Below are 20,002 nucleotides of genomic sequence, written 5' to 3' on the forward strand. Positions count from 1 at the left end.
TTCAACAATCTTTTAGTAAAAGCGATTTGATTGAACAAATTTTGTTGATCTGTAGCAAGTTTTGATTTTATTTGAAGACTAAAAAATATGACTTGTTAAACATAATTTATGAATAGGTCAATTTGTACAAATTCAGAGATATGAGCTACGTTGTTTATTGGGTGAACAAAAATAATAAACCAATCAATAAATCGGGGTAATAATGTGCCCACTATTGCATTTCTATTAGTGATCTTAGGTTTGATTTTGCTCTGCTGGGGATGGCAGATGACAAAAAACATCTGCTCGAGAACTGATGTACCCGGGTGGACTTTCCTATTGTTGTTAATCAGCTGTTTCATTTTTGCGTATGCCGCTTTTTTACACGCTATAATGCAAAAACCTATCGCTTCCCTCTTGGAAACCGGAGTTTCTCTCATTTTATTCGGTGGCAGCATTTTTGTGGTGCTGGTTATCAAATGGAGCAACGACTCCATACTAGAACTTCATACCGTTGCTGAAAAAGAGAAGCGTAATGCCGTTCACGACGCACTTACTGGACTCCCTAACCGTAAATACTGCTTTGAGTTAATCGAAGATAGAATACAGTCTGGAGACCCTTTCTCTGTGATCCTTTTCGATGTCGTTAACTTTAAACAAGTCAACGATGCTATGGGACACTTTTGTGGAGACCAACTACTGATTCAAATTGGGCAACGTCTCCAAGAGAAACTTAAAGGCAGTGACAAAATTTTCCGCGTTGGTGGCGATGAATTTGTCATCCTCACCTCGTCAGCGTGCGAGGAAACAGGCAAAAGTCTCATCAAAGAGTTAGATTCAGCACTGTCTAATCGCTTCCATTTAGATGAGTTTCAAGTCTCTTCCCGCGTTGTTTTCGGTGTCAGTACCTACCCTTATGACGCTCTGTCCAATGATCTATTGATAAAGCACGCGGACATTGCCATGTATCACGCCAAACGAAATGGCAACCTCTTTGCATTTTATAATGAGGACATGAACGTCGGGGCCAAGTACCAGCTCGAAATCTCTTCTCGTATTCAATGTGCGCTGGAAAAAGAGGAGTTCCAGCTGTACTACCAACCGTTGATTGACGCACATACTAACTTAGCTGTCGGCTTTGAAGCCGTGATCCGTTGGCATGACGAAAATGGTAAAACGATTTCGCCTAACGACTTCATCCCCATCGCGGAGCGAAGTAATCAAGTGCACAACATCACCATGTGGGTCCTCAACCAAGTTGAAAAAGACCTCCAGACCTTTATAGAAAAAGACATCAAGCTTCCTGTCCACGTTAACTTATCTGCAAAAGATCTCTCGTCTAATTTATTGTTCAACCGCTTGGAAACACTGCTCAAAGTAAACCCTCAATTTGCTGACCTTATAAGCTTAGAGATTACTGAAACGATGGCGATTGATAGAGTTGTTGAGCTCAACCCCCTAATTCACCAAATCAAAGGATTGGGTATTAAGATCAGCTTGGACGACTTTGGCACCGGGTATTCATCTCTGTCGCTTTTGAGAGATCTCCCAGTTGATCAAATTAAAATCGACCGATCATTTCTTTGTACCGCAAGCCGGACAGAGGGCACCCGCTCTATCGTTGAGAACACAATAGCGTTAGCGCATGGTCTAGGGTATTCAGTCGTCGCAGAAGGCGTTCAAGACATGGATACACTGCATTTTTTACGCAGTCGTGGCTGCGACATCATTCAGGGCTACTTGTTCTGCCCAGCCCTACCCTTAAACGAAGTAATAACCTGGGTAAATGAGCACGATGAAAAACAAAGCCGTATTCGACGCGCATAAAAAAGCCGAGCATTTCGCTCGGCTTTCAATTCTTACGGCAATTTAATCAATTGCTCTAATCACTGATTCGTGATTATGCTTCTTGAGTGCGACGACCACGGCCGTGACCACGCTCACCACGGTGGTTACCACGGTGATCACCACCACGGTTACGATCGAAGCGACGTTCGCCACCCTCACGGTTACCATCGCGGTTGCCGTCACGGTTACCACGGAAGCCACCTTCGCGACGACCGCCTTCACGACGATCACCACCACGGTTGCCGCCTTCGCGGTTGCCACGGTAACCGCCGCCATCACGACGACCGCCATCGCGACGACCACCGTCACGGCGACCACCACGAGACTCTCGGAAGTCATCGAAGTCACATACTACAGCACCAACATCTTGTTGACGGATGCGTAGTTTGCTTAGCTTGCCCGCAGCTTCAGAAGTCATTGCTTTTGGTAGCTGAACGAATGTGTGGCCTTGTGCTAGCTTGATCGCACCGATAGAGCCTTTACCTAGACCTAGTTCGTTCGCTAGAGCACCAACGATGTCTTTAACTTGAACACCTTGCTCGCGACCAACTTGAAGCTGGTAAGTATCCCAATCTTGGTTGTTGAAGTTACGACCGCCGTCACGACCACCTTCACGGCGCTCTTTGCGACGTTGCTTATCGCGCTCAATCGCTTCAACCATTGGGTCTTCGCCAATGTAGAACAGAGGACGTTTACCTTGCTGACGCTTAAGAAGCATAGCAGCAAGCGTTGCTGGGTCGATTTCTAGAGAAGTTTGTAGTTTCTCTACTAGCTCAGCAAATTTGTCTAGAGCTTTGTGCTCTTTCTCTGCTTCAAGCTCAGCGCCTAGCTTAGCTAGACGAGCTTCAGCAACTTGGTCACGTAGAGGAAGTTGAATCTCTTCCATAGATGACTTAGTTACGCGCTCGATAGTGCGAAGCATACGGATTTGGTTAGTGCGAACAAGAAGGATCGCTTTACCTTTACGTCCAGCACGGCCAGTACGACCGATACGGTGGATGTAAGACTCAACATCGAATGGAATGTCGTAGTTGAATACGTGCGTAATACGTGGAACATCAAGACCACGTGCAACAACGTCAGTTGCAACTAGGATGTCGATAACACCTTGTTTGATGTGATCAACAGTACGCTCACGTAGAGACTGAGGAATGTCACCGTGCAGAGCTGCCGCTTTAAAGCCACGTGCAGATAGCCAATCAGCTAGACGCTCAGTGTCTTGACGAGTACGTACGAAGACGATTGACGCATCAGTTTCTTCCGTTTCAAGAAGACGAGACATCGCTTCATCTTTCTCTACACCCTTCACTACCCAGAACTGCTGTTGAACTTTGTCTACAGTGTGGTTCTTACCAGCAACGTCAACCATTACAGGCTCACGTAGGAAACGCTCAACGATTTTCTTAAGCATCGGAGGCATTGTTGCAGAGAATAGAACGCGTTGAGCAGACTCTGGTGCATGTTCCATGATCGCAGTAACGTCATCAACGAAACCCATGTTTAGCATTTCGTCAGCTTCGTCTAGTACAAACGTGTTTACTTCATCTAGGTGTAGACGTTCACGGTTGATAAGGTCTTGTACACGACCTGGAGTACCAACAATAACTTGTGCACCACTCTTAAGAGCACGCATCTGATCTACGATAGAAGCACCACCGTAAATCTCTAAAACTTTAAGACCCTTGATGTTCTTACCAAGGTTTTTCATTTCAGCCGCAACCTGAATCGCTAACTCACGCGTTGGCGCAAGAACGATAGCTTGTGGTTTACGTTGGTTGAGATCGATCTTATTTAGAAGAGGCAGAGAGAACGCTGCCGTTTTACCTGTACCTGTTTGAGCTTTACCCAGCGCGTCAGCACCTTCCAACAGGTGTGGGATTGCCGCAGCCTGAATTGGAGTTGGTGACACGAAACCCATTCCGTCTAGAGCAGAAAGGATAGAATCATTCAGAGATAAATCGCTGAATTGAATAACAGAATCTTGCATTGGGATCCTACTTAATTAAACAAAAAAACAGTCCCATATGCTCTTCCAATTCGATACTGATTCATCCAGTTACTGATTCCATTCAGACAGGAACACAGCACAGTACACAACCGCGATAAGCCATTAGGGACGACTAAGGGAGGCGGATTATTCCTTAAAAGCATAAAAAAATCCAGAAAAAATTGAATTACATCACAATTTATTCTCAATAATGGCATTTTTAGCATATTTTTCCACCAGCCCCACCATTCCCCGTAGATTTGCGCAGCTCGCAGATGAGTTTTTCATCAATATTTAAGCCGATTTCCTGCAATTCGATCAGCAAAATTCACGGCGAAATTGCGCTCCACAGGTAGTAATAATAGCTCGCAATGATTATAGTGTGCCCAACTCCATAGGTAATTTAAGAAAAGATGTTTCAAGATAACCCACTACTCGCTCAGCTTAAGCAGCAAATCCAAGAAAACCTGCCGAAAAAAGAAGGCTCAATAAAAGCCACAGATAAAGGCTTTGGCTTTTTGGAAGTGGACAGCAAGACTAGCTTCTTCATCCCACCTGCGTACATGAAAAAGTGCATGCACGGTGACAAAGTCGTCGCCATTATCCGCACAGAAAATGAACGCGAAGTTGCAGAGCCACAAGAGCTGTTAGAACAATCCGTGACTCGCTTTATTGGTCGAGTCAAAATGTTCAAAGGCAAGCTAAACGTAGCACCTGATCACCCACAGCTTAAAAAGCTTTCTCTTAAAGCGAAACTAAAGAAAGGTCTAAAACCTGACGAGTTCGCTGAGGGAGATTGGGTTGTCGCACATCTTATTCGCCACCCTCTAAAAGGCGATAACTCTTTCTTCGTAGAAATTTCTGAAAAAATCACAGATGCGAACGACAAAATTGCACCTTGGTGGGTAACGCTTGCTCAAAACGATCTACCAAACTCTGAGCCAGCAGGCATCGAGAACTGGGAACTAAAAGACGACGCCGATCTAGAACGCGTAGACATGACACACGTTCCTTTCGTGACTATCGATGGTGAATCAACCAAAGATATGGACGATGCGCTGTACGCGAAGAAAACCGAATCTGGCGATTTCGAACTGACTATCGCTATCGCAGATCCAACCGCCTACATCACACCAGAAGATGAAATGGATAAAGTAGCACGTGAGCGTGGCTATACTATTTATCTTCCGGGCCGCAATATTCCAATGCTGCCTCGCGATCTAGCAGACAACCTATGCTCTCTGATTGAAGGCGAAATCCGCCCTGCTATTTGCTGTACCGTAACCGTAAATAAAGACGGCGTAATTGGCGACGATATCAAGTTCTTTGCAGCAAACATCAAGTCACACGCACGCCTAGCATACGATCATGTGTCTGATTGGCTAGAAAACGGCAGCTCAGAAGCATGGCAACCATCTGAAGAGATCGCGACGATCGTTCGTGACCTTTACGACTTTTCCCTTGCTCGCGCAGAATGGCGTGAGAAAAACGCAGTGGTCTTCCCAGACCGCCCTGACTACCGTTTTGAGCTGAGTGAAGACAACGATGTGGTTGCTATCCATGCAGATATGCGCCGCAGTGCAAATCGCTTGGTTGAAGAGTCAATGATTACCGCAAACATCTGTGCTGGTCGTACACTGCGCGATAAATTTGAAACAGGTGTTTTCAATACTCACGCTGGCATTAAGACTGAGAAGATTGAAGAAGTGGTTCAACTTGTCAATCCAGAAGGTGAACTGGAATTCACAGCAGAGTCAATTACCACTCTAGAAGGCTTTGCTGCATTGCGTCGTTGGTTGGCTGCGCAAGAAACCTCTTACCTTGATAATCGTATTCGTAAGTTCCAAGCCTACAGTGAAGTAGGTAATCAGCCTCTTCCTCATTACGCTATGGGGCTGGATATCTATGCGACTTGGACATCACCAATTCGTAAGTACGGCGATATGATCAACCATCGCATGTTGAAGGCCGTCATCCTAGGCAAAGAGCCAGTGCAAAAACCTGATGATCAAGTCGGTGAAGAACTAGCTCTGCACCGTAAACATCATAAAATTGCTGAGCGAAATGTCTCAGATTGGTTATATGCACGTACGCTTGCTGATGAGCCGAACAAGAAAACTTGTTTCACAGGTGAGATTTTCGATATTAATCGTGCTGGTGCACGTGTCCGACTTCTCGAAAATGGCGCAGCAGCCTTTATTCCTGGTGCACTAATTCTTGATAATAAAGAAAGAATTGAGTGCAATGGCGACAACGGTACCATCTCTATCGATAAAGAGGTCGTATACAAACTTGGTGATACATTGGAAATTGTCCTTGCGGACGTAAACCAAGAGAACCGAAGTTTAGTTGCAAAGCCAACCCAGGTATTTGCTGAACAACCAGCAGCACAAGCAGAACAGACTGTAAGTGAATAATACCGAATGAAGTTAAAAGGCGCTCTATTGAGCGCCTTTTTTATTTGTTATGTAAAAATGATAAGAACGAATATGCCGAACATTGAGATCATTCGCTTTAATCACTTCACTGCGCGCAAAAGTGAGCGTTACACCGCAACACATAATGGCTTATATGTTGTTGAAGAAGGTGCCCTATTAGTTCATCAACCAAATGGTGAACAGTTTGAACTTAAAGCAGGAGATTTTACTCTCTACAACTCTGCTGATTTGAGCAGCGCAGAAGCCATCCCTAGTGAAAATGGCTTTAAAGCACTGGCTCTAGTCTTCAACCCAAATCTATTCTGTGACTTTAAAAAAGCCCACCCAATGCTACGCTCCAAGACGGAAGAAAGGCGCTTCTATCCTTTTTCAGCGCAAGCCAGCAGCGAAGTAGCACAACTAAAAGACACATTGGTCAACTTAGCGAGTCGCAATGCTCCAGACTACACACAAGGTCATATCGCAATGGCACTGCTGTCGTTAATGGTGGAGGTAGAGCCAAACATCCTATCAATCATAGATGATGCAAGCAGCCTAAGCGACTCTCAAAAGGCCATCAAGTATATTGAGAACAATATCGAGAAAGATATCACTCTGGAAGGCTTAGCGGCTCATATGAGCATGTCTATCGCGACCTTAAAACGCCGCCTCGCCGCAGAGGAGCTTTCATTTTCACAGATATTAAAAGTGAAGCGGATCAACTTCGCCGCAACCCAGCTGCGCATGTCAGAAAAATCTATAACAGAAATAGCGTTTGAATCCGGATTTAAAAGTGCTGCGCATTTCAGTACCGCATTTAAATCGGTTTACAACATGACACCGAAAGACTTTAGAAACCAAGTCGTTAAATCCAAAGCATAAATTATGGCGACATTGGCAGCTGTTAGAATTGGAGCGTTCCCTATTCCCAAAAACACGCTTGAGGATCGCTTTCCAATTCGGTGAGTAGTTCTTCAAGCGTTTGGCTGTATGGAAGTGGCTTATAAGGTATCCACCTTAATAATTCGTTGCGATACGTTGGGACGTAGAAATACCAAAGCTGATTGCCCTCATCAAACACGATCTTCGCGACGGGAGAGGTATATTCGCTGTGCTGTGAATCAAGAAGAAAATGCGCTCTATGAAGCTCGACACCATTCTCCACTGGCTCATATAGGCACTTACCCTGCTCGACAGGCAGGTTAGCATTACGCGCAGAGCAGAGCGATTGAACTGATTTGTATAAACGACTTGTCGCCATTTGGGACACTGACATCAACGTTCTCCCGATGGATGATAGTTAGAGCTGTCGATCCTAGTATATAACCTTTACACCACCATCGATGGTGATTATCTGCCTACCTCAAACAAAAGGTGGCTATATTCTCATTTACTCAGATTACCATCTCACTTTGCTTGGAAACGCTACCTACATCACCTCTTCGTTAGAAAGAATTCCCTTGTTTAGACCTGACAGTTCACAAAAGTGTAACCTGTACGCAATATCATAAACGCTGCTTTATACCGTATATGGAGTTTAATATGTTACGTTTTACTGTGGCGACGTTATTGGCCATAGCAGTCTCCCTCCCCGCCATTGCAAAAGAAATTAATATCTCTGGGTCAACCTCGGTTGCTCGCGTAATGGATGTACTTGCAGAGGAATACAACAAAACACACCCGGACGATTACATTGCAGTTCAAGGTATTGGTTCTAGTGCGGGTATTACAATGGTTAATAAAGGCGTAGCCGAGATTGGGATGAGCTCTCGCTATCTGACAGAAAGCGAAAAAGGTGAAGATCTCAACGTATATCCTATCGCTTATGATGGCCTAGCTGTTGTTGTAAACCGTACAAACTCTGTAAAAAACCTTTCTCAACAACAACTGTTTGATATCTACAAAGGTAAAATCAAGAATTGGAAAGAGGTTGGTGGTGCAGATCAACCTATCGCTGTTGTCACTAGAGAGGCGTCTTCAGGCTCACGCTACAGTTTTGAAAGTCTGCTAGGACTAACCAAAATCGTAAATGATCGCCTCGTCTCAGATATCAGCCCGAACAACTTGGTTGTAAATAGCAACAGCATGGTAAAAACCATCGTGAACCATAATACTCGTGCAATTGGGTTTATTTCTGTGGGATCAGTAGATCGCTCAATAAAAGCGATTCAATTAGATGGTATTGACCCAACTTCGGCAAACATTAGCAATCACAAGTATAAATTGGCGCGGCCATTCCTAGTACTCTACAAAGTCAATAAGATTAGCGAACCAGGTAAAGGGTTCGTCACCTTCCTTCGCTCAGAACAAGGACAAAAAGCGATTGCTGATTACGGTTACACTCCAGTAAAAAGCTTTAATCAATAAAACCAAAAAGAGAGCATATTAATGCTCTCTTTTTATATGTTTTCTATCTGGCTCTGGAATTAGAAATGCAGTTGAATAACAGAAACGACAACAGCACCAGGTCGACGAATACCTTCGATTTCCACTTTAATTTCACGCTCAATCTCCAAACCTTTTTTGATCGGCGTTACTTTTGTTAACTTGCTGACAGCACGAACGTTGTTTCCTGCTTTAACAGGGTAAGGGAAACGAACTTGGTTTAAGCCTAAGTTAACGACCATTTTGGCTGTTGGGAACATTGGCTTATCAGGGTCCACTGAGTCAGTCAATTTAGGCAACAATGCTAATGTTAAAAAGCCATGAGCGATGGTTGTCTTAAATGGAGATTCAACTGACGCACGTTCTGGATCTGTGTGAATCCACTGCATGTCTTCCGTTACCGCACCAAATTGATTGATACGTTCTTGAGATACATGCACCCAGTCACCAGTGTGAATCACTTCACCAATTTTTTCACTTAACTCGTCATACAGCTTTTGAGCCTCAGGTGCCATTACGATTGGTGCAGGTTGAGGCGCAACCTCTTCGTTAACAGCTGGCTGTTGGTGATCACGAACTTTCGAGAAAAGAAAGCTATTCTGAGCTTTTCCCAAAAAGTCACTCCAATAATCGCGTAACGTTGGAGACATCCAATTCATAAACTCGGATTGATGAGCAGAAATCGCATCAACTTTGTCTTTAAATAGATTTGTGACCTTCATAAACACCCTTAAAAAATTTAAGCACAACTGGCTATACCAGTTAATTTTGAATTAGTTCACAAAGTCTTGCAAATACTTTCGGGCGAACACCTGTACCCTAAAAGAAAGTTATTTCTTAAATATCATAAAGATAACAATAAAACACCATTTTATTGACTTGCGCCAAGATAAAGTAAAAACTCTATAAATTGCTACTATTTGTCTCTTTTTCACCCCATTTTCAAACTGTTTAACATCACATCAGCGACTATAAAACGAGCAAACAGTACTTCTATTATAATTCAGCACTTTACAAGTCGGACTATGCTCCCTATTATACGTTCCGCAACGGAGAGATGGCTGAGTGGTTGAAAGCACCGGTCTTGAAAACCGGCATACGTTAATAGCGTATCTAGGGTTCAAATCCCTATCTCTCCGCCATATAGTGTCGATTACGGGAACCGAGAAATCGGTTCCCGTTTTTGCGTGCGATGCAAGAAACACTAATGTCATATTAAACCCTAGTATTGAGATTTTTTTTTGAGGTGTAATTTCAACCTCCTTTAGTAAAATCAAAAGGATCTGTTTAACTCGCGCTTCATCACCCGTTAAAACAATCTCTTTCAAGTTTTTTACCAGTTGAGCTACCTGCGTTTGCCCAAACTGCTTTATCGGTAATTTTGTGCCTTTAAGAGCTGTTACTAACTCTCTATCAAGGCTTTCAAGTTCATTGCGCTTATCTGTTATGTATTGATTGATTTGAGTGTTAGGCTCTAACTGTCTACTAGCAATTTTCTCGATGATATTATTAACTTTAAAGTTATTATTATTTATTCTTCTATTAATAGAAGCGACATTTCTGGCTGATTTTTCAACTAAAGTACGAATCCTAGATTTTAAATCCTTATAAATATAATTTATGTTTTCCTCAGTGATCACACGATCAGACAATAACCTCCTGACAGCATTATCTATTAGCGGTTTAGGCAGCATTTTTGAAGAGCAGCTTTTTACATCCTGCCTGATTTTTCTACTACATTCATAATATTTATATTTTCCACCTTTACCTGTTACCACTAGCATATTTGAATTGCAAATACTACATTTAAGTATTCCCACCAATAATGATTCAGATCGGTAACATTTATTTTTGTTATTTTTAAGTCCTCGATATTCTAACCCGTCCTGAACGTTAAAAAATTGCTCTTTGCTAATAATGGCAGGAACATTTACAATTATTGGTTCAAGCCCTTTTCTGGGGTCTCGATTTTTTCCATGAATATGCTCACCGAAATAGTCTCTCCTTGTTAAAACTCTGTCAATGGAATTACGATTCCATTGTTTCCCTCTATTGAGAGCCCCTTTATTATTCATATAGATAGATATTGCTTTAACTCCCATAGGTTTTCCATCTATCCCTTTTTCGGCCAGAGAAAATATTTCTTTTACTATAGGAGCTTCATCATCATTCACTGCTAAAACTTTTCTTTTCTTCGACGTATCTCCTTCAATTTCAACAGATATATACCCAAGAGGAATGGGGCCACCGCAAAAGTAGCCTTTCCTAGCAGTATCTTGAAGTCTATCAGTGACTACAGCCGAATTTTGACGGCTATAGTGTTCATTCAAGATGCCTAAAAAAGATGTGTGTAATCTAGCGGTGTTGTGATCATCAGGGATTCCCTCACTGGCTGAGATTAATCTGACATTATATGTTTCTAACAAGTTCTGAGCAGTAAGCTGATTTACTAGATTTCGAGAAAATCTTGAAAGACTATATACAACAATTGCTTCTATTTCAGAGTTTGGGTTTTTAATATCTTGTAGCATTAAATTAAAATTATATCGCCTCAAATCTCTGAAAGCGCTCGCACTTTCATCAATATACCATTTGATTATTTCGTTCCCTGTCAAATTGGCCCAGTTTTTTATGTACTCTTTTTGACCACTAATAGAATCACCAGTTTGTTTTTGATTGTAAGAAGAGACTCTTACATACGCAGCAACCTTCATAATAACCTCCAAAAATAATTGGAATACGGGAATAGATAGAAAACTATTTAAATAATTTTCTCTAATTCATTGTCGGGTATTGACTCGATTAACTTTTTTAAACATTTATTGATATTTGACGTCAAGTAGACTTGTATTTTTAGTTGTTCATTTTCATATTCAATTAAATTCATTATCACACCTATATAATGATGATTGTAGGAACCTATTACCATTGATAAATTCAAATAACACAAACAATTTATATTTTCTTTATCGTATATATGTTAATTAATATTAAATCTAATAATCAACATGGATATAATCAAGTTTTAAATTTAGAAGAGTAGCATTATAACTCCATGATTTAATTTAAATAATGTGGCATTATGACAAAAGCCAATAGTTACAATTTGTTAGCTTTATGTTTTATTCCCAAATAAAACCAATAAAAAATATTATATGACAAAATATTATAACTATTCTTGACTTTAGTTATTTAACTTGAGATTTATTATGGGAATGTTATTAATAATCAATCCTATAGATATATAATGCTACGTAACTTAAATATATTTAAATTAAAATTTAACCATTAAAATCAAAGGCTAAGGGCAGGTAACATCTGGCCTATTTATTTCATAAGGCGGACCAGAAAGTTGTCAAAAAAGGGCGTATATAGTAATAGATGAGCTTAGCTCAGTAAGCTGCTTTTTTCATTTTGAGGTAGACATCTTTGGCAAGATATATTCGATTTGCTTTTATCTTATTCAAGTATGTGCGTACGACACGTTAGAAGTCAAAGACATTTGGGGACTTGGAGATAGCTGACACTCATATGAGTTCAAGTACCATCAACTGAATGTCGGTACCGTTGCTCTAAATCGGCCTTTTTCGGAGTAACAGTCGTATTACGGCAAGTGCAACGGAAGTTACATTTGCCGTGTAAAACCTCTAATCTAGTGGCTAAATTTACTCATCCACCATAATCAGATTTCTTTCCCTCAAATAGACTGAACAAGGGTTCTCAAGTTGTCATAGAGTCGAGCCTTTGTCGTTGCAGTATCCTTTTCCCAAAGTTTTGCTAATTGATCTTCAACTACCTCAACATCCCAAGGCATTAAAGCACTTCGGTGTAGACGAGCAAAAGGGCCATCGGTTTCAGTTAGAATACGATTCTTTGGAATCATCGTAACTAGTTCAACAGATCGCTTTGACATGAGCATTGCAGGACCTATGCTGAACCAACATCCTAAATCGATGGCTGTTTGGAGCTGGCTTTTCGTCCCAGTAAACCAATGCAAGACGGGTATACCAGCATCCGCGTAGTACCGTAGTTTAGATAAGACCTCAGAAGCAGCTCCTCGGCTGTGAACAGAGAGTATTTTTCCTCCAGAGCGAGTACAGCTCTCTAGTATTTTATCCAATACTATATGTTGCGGTTCGAAATAAGAACGAAACTCTTTTGAGCCATCAAGACCTATTTCTCCGATATACTTCGTTTCATTGACTAACTCCTCAAACAGTCCTAGCTCACTAATCCGCTCGTGTGCCAACTGAGGGTGTAGCCCAAGAGCGGTACGTATTCGAGTACCATCACCTTCCAGCTGACGGGTTCCGTCAAATGCACTGGGCGTAGTCGTCACCGAAAGTAAGTATATTCCTCTTTTACGCACTTCCTCTGCTACTTCATGACAGTTTGAGTATAGGTCGAGGTGGCAATGAAAATCGATCATTTAGCACCATATCTATTCAATAGAGCTTCTACTTCTTCAAGCCCTCTTTCAATCATGTGCGCAATTTTGTCTTTTTGCTGGATTCTAGGATAGCTCAATGCAGAACTCAGCCAACGCTTAGTACCTAATTTATGACATTCTTGAATCGCCATCAGTGCAGACCGTACATCATCATAACCAGCATGCTCATCATTTTTGATTCCAAGATTAGTGTATTTATACGTCGTACTATCGTCTTTATTCCAAACCAAAAATGCTGCCCGCCTAACCAAACACGGCACACAACGACCGCAGTGTTGGTGACCATGGATCAAGTACCTGCCACAGCTTGTTGTCTGTGACGCCAATTCCGTTAACTTTTCTTGGTTTTGACAATCTCGGAGCATTTCTCCTTTTGTCTTGTGCTGATAAGGGTTAGTTATATCAACTCTTAGGCCAGCAGCATTAAGAATGTCTTGGAATATAGAAAAGACCACGGGGTGTGTCGTTCGGGTGCTAAGGCTTCCTAAACGAATGGGGGTCAAAGGGGGATTGATGGAGATAAATCCATTCTCACAAACAAACAGAGGTACACGATGCTCCTGTTGGTATCGTTTCAATGTGGTTGCAACCAAAACACCGTATGTAAGAAAAATAATGGAGCGTGCCCGTTGTGAGGACGGAGTCTCGGGGTTAGGAACTCTCGCATTGTGGTTGACCTTGAACTGGCTCAATCCATTACCTATCGACTCTGCAAATGTTGTTTGTTGGTAACCATCTCCTCGAACTGTTTGGGTTACGGCATAAGGAATATAGCCTTGCTCCACTAGGTCGATGTTACCAACTAAACTGTCAAGTCCGCCAGATAGAAGTGACACACAATCTTCATCTGGTTGCTGGCAGTTTTCAATAGAGGGGAGTGATATGCCTTCATCTACAAATCGAAACTGCCATATGTCAGTTGTCAAAAATGCTAATAGTCGTCCCAATGTATCTGCTTGCTCATTCCAAAATGAACTGTCTTGAACCGCTATGGTCAATTCAAAGGTGCGAGTCCAACCATCAGCACTTGCTTTTCGATGCCCGGCCAAATCAGCACAGATAACTGAAAGGGCGATAGATAACAAATCTAGCGCCTTACCACTAGGCACTAGTCGGCTTCGGCGGATCTCATCCATGATTGCGGCGCCAACTGTCGCAAAATGAGTTGATTCTGTCCGACCATAGAGCAAGACATTTAAAGTATCGCTATCAGTACTGAAACTCGAGGTTTTCGTTGTGCAGTTCAGCTTCATAATCCGTATGCCTCAAATATCTCAAATGTGTCCTTGATGGTATTGGTTACCATTGATTTTACGGTGCTAGTCGACACCACTTGTCCGCTTGCCTTCAAGCGGCGAAAAGATGCAAAGATCGTCTGTTTTACGTAGTCTTTGACTTCTTTCAATCGTTTCATTCCAATCGAAGCATTAGGCGCATTGTCTCGAATATCTTTTCCCAAATCTAAATCGATACGGCGAAATATATCTCCAGCCATAAAGTGCATGATTGCCATTTCTCTTTGTTCCTGAGTCAACATCAGCAGATCTGCGTTCGGGGATTCATCGAGAACCTCTGATAACGCTTCTTTAACCGATGCCCGACTAGCCTCCGCGTCTAGCGTACCATCAACAGGGCTGACTACTTCTACAATGGCGTCCATTACTTCTTCGGCAGAGCGGCCGTTCAGCAAAACCGGGTCTAAGGGCTCCCCCGTTCCGCTGAATGGGTTGTCAGATCCTGAAAGTAAAGCTGAGTAAAGAGTTCCCGCTTTGCTCGTTGAGCCCGACATCCTTTTAACTGCATTTTGGCTGCCGCCATACCCTCGTTTAATATAGTGCTTGAGTCCGCCACGATAGTGGTCGCTTCCTCCCTCGCTAGCAAATTTGTTTAGCTTAGATCGAGCAGGGCCAAATCGGCCCGGAGGTGCTATCACTGGGACATCGACAGGTGGATTCGGCTGATGGCTATCTTGCTCTTGTTGGGGGTTCTCGTTAGGAGTTTCTCCACCTGTTGTATCTTGACCTGAATCCGGCTGAGGCACCCAAGGTGGTACCATTGGCACACCTGATGGTGACCCGTTGCTTGATTGAGATGTACCCATGTTAGGCTCCTATTAGTTTTTTTACTGCCGCTCGAACTGGCGGACTGAGTTCTGCATCATCACTCCAATAATCAAATACTAGGTGTGACCAAGGCTCATCTGAAATTTTGGGTATGAGGCTGGGTGTAATCTGCGAACCCGGACGGTCTTTCAAAAAGCCAGCTACCTTTTCTCCTTGTGTAGAGTCGATTTGAGCCAACACGAGACAAGCGTCGAGAATGTCGGGTGTACCCCACTCTTGTTCTTGCCTTGCTTTGTCGAGAACTTTGTCCATCATTACAGCTACCTCATGTCGCTGTATCATGGCCAACTGTTGTTTATAGCTACTTGCCATTTCAGGTAAACCGAGTATCGCTCGCAATAAGTCCGCCGCTTGCATTGATAATTGGTCTTCAGGCAGAATCAATGGTGCGTGCTCACGGCTGACATAAAGAGCACCGCGTAAGTCGATCTCCCCCAGTAGAGGAGGCAGTATCAACCAGTCAGTGGTAAATTTCTGATCCCATGACTTCGGTAGCTCTAACGGTTCTCCCGTCTCCAACTGAGACTCAAGGGTGGCAATCAACGTTGATTTTCCGCTCTCACTTTCAGTCACAGACTTGACGAGTTCGCTATACGCAATCGAGCTACTACATCGTTCAAATAATAGAATTTTGGCTAATACAGACTCATCAACACCGACCCCTTGGGCCTTCGACATCGCCATACGAATCGACAACGCATTCAGAAACCGTTTAATCAACCGAGGATTACCGGAGATACCAGTTGCAGTGGTCATCAAAGGCGCAAGTCTATCTGCCGTACCCAATTGAGTATTTAAATCCCCCGGTAAGTGTCTATCCGTTTCCCTAATGAAGCTCAGGTCCACCCGACATCCCTGCCAACTTTTACTTAGCTGCTTGCATATAGCGTGGCGCAAAACTTCTTTACGTTCGGTCTCAAGCGTACTATTTTGGATATAGAGCAACATCATATAGGAGCGCACTTCTTGAGTTCCAAGAGGTGGAACTCGGATAGGGACTTGGATTAATTTATCAAAATAACTGGTAACCAAATCATCTTCCACATCTTGAAAGTGCTTTTTCACCGCATGTTTTATCATCTGGTCATCTGCAGCGATAACAAACGCTGTTTTTTCAAGAAACAAGAGAAGCCGAATGGCCTCCAGTGTTGAAATAGTTGTCTCTGGCAAACACCGATCAAGGTCGTCGATTAACACCACCAAAGTGATTCCCATTTCTTCTAGCACTGACTCAAACCCAGCTCGCAGCTCTTCAATTTCTTTGGGAGGAGTCTTATGTGCTTGTTTAGTTAAACCTGAAGCAACTTCTGACACTTTGCCACCCACGGATCCAGCGTGCTCGATATCTGTTTGAGTAATATCGCCATCCGTAAAACGTTTTACGGCACCATACATTTCTGCAATTACCCCTGTGGGCGGTAATCCTAATGCCATTGAAGCTGCTGACGAAGCAGTTAGCTTAAGTGCGCGAAACCAGTTAACCTTTTCCACAAGAGATCTGACTTTATCAACGCATGTTTCCCGCTTTTCTGCCTCAGATGCCAAAGTCGAGGCAACGACTTCTATTAATGCAGCCCGGGCATCGTCATACCCTTGATACAGCCAAGCATTGAACTTAACAAATACATACTTATTACTTTCTGAATCATCCCTGCTTCTTAGATCATTCTCGATGAGCTTAATCATTGAGGACTTACCCACCCCCCAAGCACCAGAGACACCTATAGAAATTGGTCTAGACTCTGCTTGAACAATAATTTCAGATACTGTTTTAGCGACACTGTCAAAGTTCAGGTAATCTTTTTCTGCTTCGTTGTCTGTCCACATACCCCCTCCCAACAAATAAGCAACTAACTGTACAGCAATTGGTGAGACTTTTACTTGATGTATATCTCGCTATCTATCTGATATACAAAAGCCATCTAGCACTGACGAGTACGCAGAGAGACTCCCTATGCTCTGTTCCAAAGGTTAAAGGCTATTAAAAGCAAACTTTCATAATGGTTAATTATCTGAAAAATAAAGGTATGACAGGCATAAACTCCGCTAAAGGTAGGGATATTTACATGCGTTCCTAAAAAAAAGGAAAACCTTATCAAGTAAACATTCCTGATTTATTTTGGGATCCACTTGTGGTTGCTGTTTCTTGCAAAAGAATAATATTGAGTTGAACGAAACTCCGATCAACTACCCAATAGTTTCTCGGTTTAAGGTAGTAATATTCACGTCAGTTTCTAAATAACTTCTCAGAGGCTAATCAGGAATATCCTGATTTAAGAGCTGCATATTTACGGCTTCTCGTTGGTCGCGACTCCAATCTGTTATTCAGCTAGAAGGTAAGTAAGGTCTAGTGCAACTAGACTCATTGTTAATGATAGGACTCATTAAAGCACTTGAAGCAGAGATAAGTCAGCTAAGCTCTGTGTTAAATGCCCTCATGATTCGAAAAAGTACATATTCGCATCATGATATGATTCGAATAACAAAACTTAACAAATTCCTTAGCAAATCATTAATGACTTTCTATGATGAGAACCTAGCTCATTTAACTTTGCCTTTATCACTTCCACAAAAATAAAGTTTAGTCATCCTACTGATGACTAAACTATTCATAGCTTTCTTAGATACTCATCTGCCTTGTAGGCACCCATCATCTAGATTGAACTAATCAAAAACATTGTAAGTTGGCCATTAGCATCATAGCGTGTTCGCATATTGGTCTCCTCTAAAATCCATTGATTATTTATAGCTAACAGCAACTCTAAGCGAACTAAAAAACATATTAAGCTATTGAATGTTAGATACTATTTCCCAGTTCCCATAATCGTCCCATGTAGCCCGCCACTTATTTAGAAAGCTCGCATTTATTGCGAGCTTTCGTCGTTTTAGTGCTTGTAAAATGACGTAGGTTCGAACCCCTAGTCGTATACGGCCCCAGAACTTCACCACATTCCAATAAAGAGCCCGCTAAAAATTAGCGGGCTCTTTATTTCTATTTTCTAGTGTTTAAGCAAACTTCTTAATCATTTCAGATAGGTCATTGGTACAACTTTGCACTTTAGAGTTCATCTGATTCGTTTCTGTCATCAGATCATACGATTCACTGTACTTTAAGTTAAGCGACTGGATGTTTTCGTTAATCTCATCCGTTACGTAAACCTGTTCTTCTATCGCTACCGCAATTTGTTGATTTCGCTCGACTACATCCTGAACGAGAGATTGCAGCTGTTGGATGCTCTCTAAAGCCGTGCCTAATAATGTTACCGTTCCGGTCGACATGTCATTGCCTTTCTCTAGCGCAGAAACCGCTGATTTACTGCCCTTTTGAATCCCCTCAATGGCCGCTTTAATTTCTGTTGTCGATTCCTGTGTTCTTTTAGCAAGGGTTCTCACTTCATCCGCAACGACTGCAAACCCTCTTCCTTGTTCGCCTGCCCTCGCCGCTTCAATTGCTGCATTCAACGCTAATAAGTTGGTTTGTTCAGCAATATCATTGATCACTTCAACAACAGTTCCTATTTGCTCGGTTTGTTGGTTCAAACGCATGACAACTTTAGAGATTTCGCCGAGCTCACCCACCAGCTCTAGCACCGAGTGGTTAACATTATCGATAACGCTACGGCTATCTGTCATCGTGTTCTGCGCTTCTAGCGTAGCATCAGCAGTCGCTTGAGCATTATTTGATATCTCAGATGATGAGGCTTGCATCTCATTGACCGCTGTAGCGACCGAGTCGATCTCTACTTTCTGTGCACTCAAGTTTTCCGTCACTTGCTGGCTATTAGTCGCAGCACTGTTGGCACTTGCACGCGTTTCTTCGCAAGAGTCTTTTACAGACACCCCGACTCGCCCTAATAGCGCATCTGCAAATTGCTTACGCATCTTCATACCCAGCTCAATTTCAGCCAGATCGTTAATTTTTCCGCAATAAATATATTCCATTAGCGGATTGTTGAAGTCTTGCCTAGCCTGTCTAGCAAGCTTTTCAACTGGCCTTGTTAATACATAAATTGAGAAAACGGAAAGTAATGCAGCGATGCCAAAGGCCACCGCTGGTGATTGATTCATTTGTAGAGTTAGCAAGCCAAGAAGGTTGGAAATGAAAAGAAAGAAGGCTGATCTCATCCACAAACGCGTACGGGGAAGATACATTTGCAATGGTTTACCGTTATTCCGAAGTTTTGAATACGCTTTTTCCGCTCGTTGAACGTGTATACGCTCAGGTTTAAATCGAACCGATTGGTACTCAACAACTTCACCATTGGATTTGATAGGAGAAGCAAACGCATCAACCCAATAATACCCTCCGTTTTTACGTCGGTTTTTCACCATTCCCATCCAGTGTTTTCCGGCTTTTAGGTGCGTCCATAAATCTTTAAAAGCCTGTTTCGGCATGTCGGGGTGGCGTACAACATTGTGAGGCTTACCGATAAGTTCACCATCATCAAACCCCGCGACTTCATTAAAGTTTTCACTGGCATATTTGATATAGCTGGACGTATCGGTGATAGAAACTAGGCTGTAACTCGAAGGGTAATCATATTCCGTTTCACTCATAAACATGTGTCCTTACATTGATTAATTAAATAAACGGCAAGTATGAGTGTAGCAGCATAACATTTATGCACATAATGATAAGCTCATTGTAAAATTCAATGAAATTACTGATAGGTCAATTTATTACCTGCAAGCGTAGTGGCTGTTTCACTCTCAAATAGCACTACCCTTGAGTGCTCACAAGATGCTGCATTGATTAAAATTAATACACAAAAGCGCTTCCTTACTGAGTTCGTAAATTGTTATAAATAAACGA

12 protein-coding genes and 1 tRNA gene are annotated in these 20,002 nt (G+C 42.4%); 5 read left to right on the plus strand and 8 right to left on the minus strand.

Annotation, left to right across the window (positions count from 1 at the left end; all coding sequences use genetic code 11):
• The first annotated feature begins 267 nt into the window (after nucleotides 1–267).
• Nucleotides 268–1,806 (plus strand): bifunctional diguanylate cyclase/phosphodiesterase, encoded by a 1,539-nt coding sequence (locus tag FKN08_RS08775; RefSeq protein ID WP_170891871.1) that lies wholly within the window; start codon nucleotides 268–270, stop codon nucleotides 1,804–1,806.
• A 73-nt stretch (nucleotides 1,807–1,879) separates the two neighbouring features.
• Here FKN08_RS08775 and FKN08_RS08780 read toward each other — a convergent pair whose 3' ends face one another.
• Nucleotides 1,880–3,814 carry a DEAD/DEAH box helicase gene (locus FKN08_RS08780; protein WP_047009310.1) on the minus strand — a complete coding sequence of 645 codons (1,935 nt, stop codon included), beginning with the start codon at nucleotides 3,812–3,814 and terminating at the stop codon, nucleotides 1,880–1,882.
• A 413-nt stretch (nucleotides 3,815–4,227) separates the two neighbouring features.
• On the opposite strand from FKN08_RS08780, the gene rnb reads away from it, so the two are divergent.
• Both rnb and FKN08_RS08790 read left to right on the plus strand, forming a co-directional pair.
• Nucleotides 4,228–6,231: an exoribonuclease II gene (rnb, locus tag FKN08_RS08785; protein WP_170891873.1), complete on the plus strand. Its 2,004-nt coding sequence runs from the start codon at nucleotides 4,228–4,230 to the stop codon at nucleotides 6,229–6,231.
• Nucleotides 6,232–6,303: 72 nt separating this feature from the next.
• Nucleotides 6,304–7,113 carry an AraC family transcriptional regulator gene (locus tag FKN08_RS08790; RefSeq protein ID WP_170891875.1) on the plus strand — a complete coding sequence of 270 codons (810 nt, stop codon included), beginning with the start codon at nucleotides 6,304–6,306 and terminating at the stop codon, nucleotides 7,111–7,113.
• Nucleotides 7,114–7,153: 40 nt separating this feature from the next.
• Here the strand turns inward: FKN08_RS08790 and FKN08_RS08795 are convergent, their stop codons facing one another.
• The gene (locus FKN08_RS08795) at nucleotides 7,154–7,507 is read right to left on the minus strand and encodes a DUF3024 domain-containing protein (protein WP_012842479.1); all 354 of its coding nucleotides are present in this window, start codon (nucleotides 7,505–7,507) and stop codon (nucleotides 7,154–7,156) included.
• 266 nt (nucleotides 7,508–7,773) lie between these two features.
• On the opposite strand from FKN08_RS08795, the gene FKN08_RS08800 reads away from it, so the two are divergent.
• Nucleotides 7,774–8,598: a phosphate ABC transporter substrate-binding protein gene (locus FKN08_RS08800; RefSeq protein WP_005391035.1), complete on the plus strand. Its 825-nt coding sequence runs from the start codon at nucleotides 7,774–7,776 to the stop codon at nucleotides 8,596–8,598.
• Between the two features lie 59 nt (nucleotides 8,599–8,657).
• Here FKN08_RS08800 and FKN08_RS08805 read toward each other — a convergent pair whose 3' ends face one another.
• Nucleotides 8,658–9,338 (minus strand): MaoC family dehydratase, encoded by a 681-nt coding sequence (locus FKN08_RS08805; RefSeq protein WP_054868278.1) that lies wholly within the window; start codon nucleotides 9,336–9,338, stop codon nucleotides 8,658–8,660.
• Between the two features lie 329 nt (nucleotides 9,339–9,667).
• Between FKN08_RS08805 and FKN08_RS08810 the strand changes: the two genes are divergently transcribed.
• Nucleotides 9,668–9,758 (plus strand) — tRNA-Ser (locus FKN08_RS08810).
• Nucleotides 9,759–12,313: 2,555 nt separating this feature from the next.
• Here FKN08_RS08810 and qatD read toward each other — a convergent pair.
• The 5 genes from qatD to FKN08_RS08845 all read right to left on the minus strand — a co-directional run bounded on the left by qatD (nucleotide 12,314) and on the right by FKN08_RS08845 (nucleotide 19,746).
• Nucleotides 12,314–13,045, minus strand: a complete 732-nt coding sequence (qatD, locus tag FKN08_RS08825) for a Qat anti-phage system TatD family nuclease QatD (protein ID WP_069535514.1) — start codon at nucleotides 13,043–13,045, stop codon at nucleotides 12,314–12,316.
• Nucleotides 13,042–14,319, minus strand: coding sequence for a Qat anti-phage system QueC-like protein QatC (gene qatC / locus FKN08_RS08830; RefSeq protein WP_069535513.1), 1,278 nt, complete (start codon nucleotides 14,317–14,319; stop codon nucleotides 13,042–13,044). The genes qatD and qatC overlap by 4 nt, the downstream gene beginning before the upstream one ends.
• Nucleotides 14,316–15,167, minus strand: a complete 852-nt coding sequence (gene qatB, locus FKN08_RS23680; RefSeq protein ID WP_212762663.1) for a Qat anti-phage system associated protein QatB — start codon at nucleotides 15,165–15,167, stop codon at nucleotides 14,316–14,318. The genes qatC and qatB overlap by 4 nt, the downstream gene beginning before the upstream one ends.
• Nucleotide 15,168: 1 nt before the next feature.
• Nucleotides 15,169–17,016 carry a P-loop NTPase fold protein gene (locus FKN08_RS08840; RefSeq protein ID WP_170891877.1) on the minus strand — a complete coding sequence of 616 codons (1,848 nt, stop codon included), beginning with the start codon at nucleotides 17,014–17,016 and terminating at the stop codon, nucleotides 15,169–15,171.
• Nucleotides 17,017–18,195: 1,179 nt separating this feature from the next.
• A complete protein-coding gene (locus FKN08_RS08845) occupies nucleotides 18,196–19,746 on the minus strand; it encodes a PAS domain-containing methyl-accepting chemotaxis protein (RefSeq protein WP_170891879.1) in 1,551 nt (516 codons plus the stop codon).
• Nucleotides 19,747–20,002: the final 256 nt, after the last annotated feature.

It is taken from the genome of Vibrio sp. 1-2 (7-a), from assembly GCF_013048515.1.
GTDB lineage: Bacteria > Pseudomonadota > Gammaproteobacteria > Enterobacterales > Vibrionaceae > Vibrio > Vibrio diabolicus.

Bases quoted from the DNA above. Each gene is read 5' to 3' on its own strand.
- qatB (WP_212762663.1), bottom strand. From the start codon at position 15,167: ATGGGTACATCTCAATCAAGCAACGGGTCACCATCAGGTGTGCCAATG.
- FKN08_RS08780 (WP_047009310.1), bottom strand. From the start codon at position 3,814: ATGCAAGATTCTGTTATTCAATTCAGCGATTTATCTCTGAATGATTCT.
- FKN08_RS08840 (WP_170891877.1), bottom strand. From the start codon at position 17,016: ATGTGGACAGACAACGAAGCAGAAAAAGATTACCTGAACTTTGACAGT.
- qatC (WP_069535513.1), bottom strand. From the start codon at position 14,319: ATGAAGCTGAACTGCACAACGAAAACCTCGAGTTTCAGTACTGATAGC.
- qatD (WP_069535514.1), bottom strand. From the start codon at position 13,045: ATGATCGATTTTCATTGCCACCTCGACCTATACTCAAACTGTCATGAA.
- FKN08_RS08800 (WP_005391035.1), top strand. From the start codon at position 7,774: ATGTTACGTTTTACTGTGGCGACGTTATTGGCCATAGCAGTCTCCCTC.
- FKN08_RS08805 (WP_054868278.1), bottom strand. From the start codon at position 9,338: ATGAAGGTCACAAATCTATTTAAAGACAAAGTTGATGCGATTTCTGCT.
- FKN08_RS08790 (WP_170891875.1), top strand. From the start codon at position 6,304: ATGCCGAACATTGAGATCATTCGCTTTAATCACTTCACTGCGCGCAAA.
- FKN08_RS08845 (WP_170891879.1), bottom strand. From the start codon at position 19,746: ATGAGTGAAACGGAATATGATTACCCTTCGAGTTACAGCCTAGTTTCT.
- FKN08_RS08775 (WP_170891871.1), top strand. From the start codon at position 268: ATGACAAAAAACATCTGCTCGAGAACTGATGTACCCGGGTGGACTTTC.
- FKN08_RS08795 (WP_012842479.1), bottom strand. From the start codon at position 7,507: ATGTCAGTGTCCCAAATGGCGACAAGTCGTTTATACAAATCAGTTCAA.
- rnb (WP_170891873.1), top strand. From the start codon at position 4,228: ATGTTTCAAGATAACCCACTACTCGCTCAGCTTAAGCAGCAAATCCAA.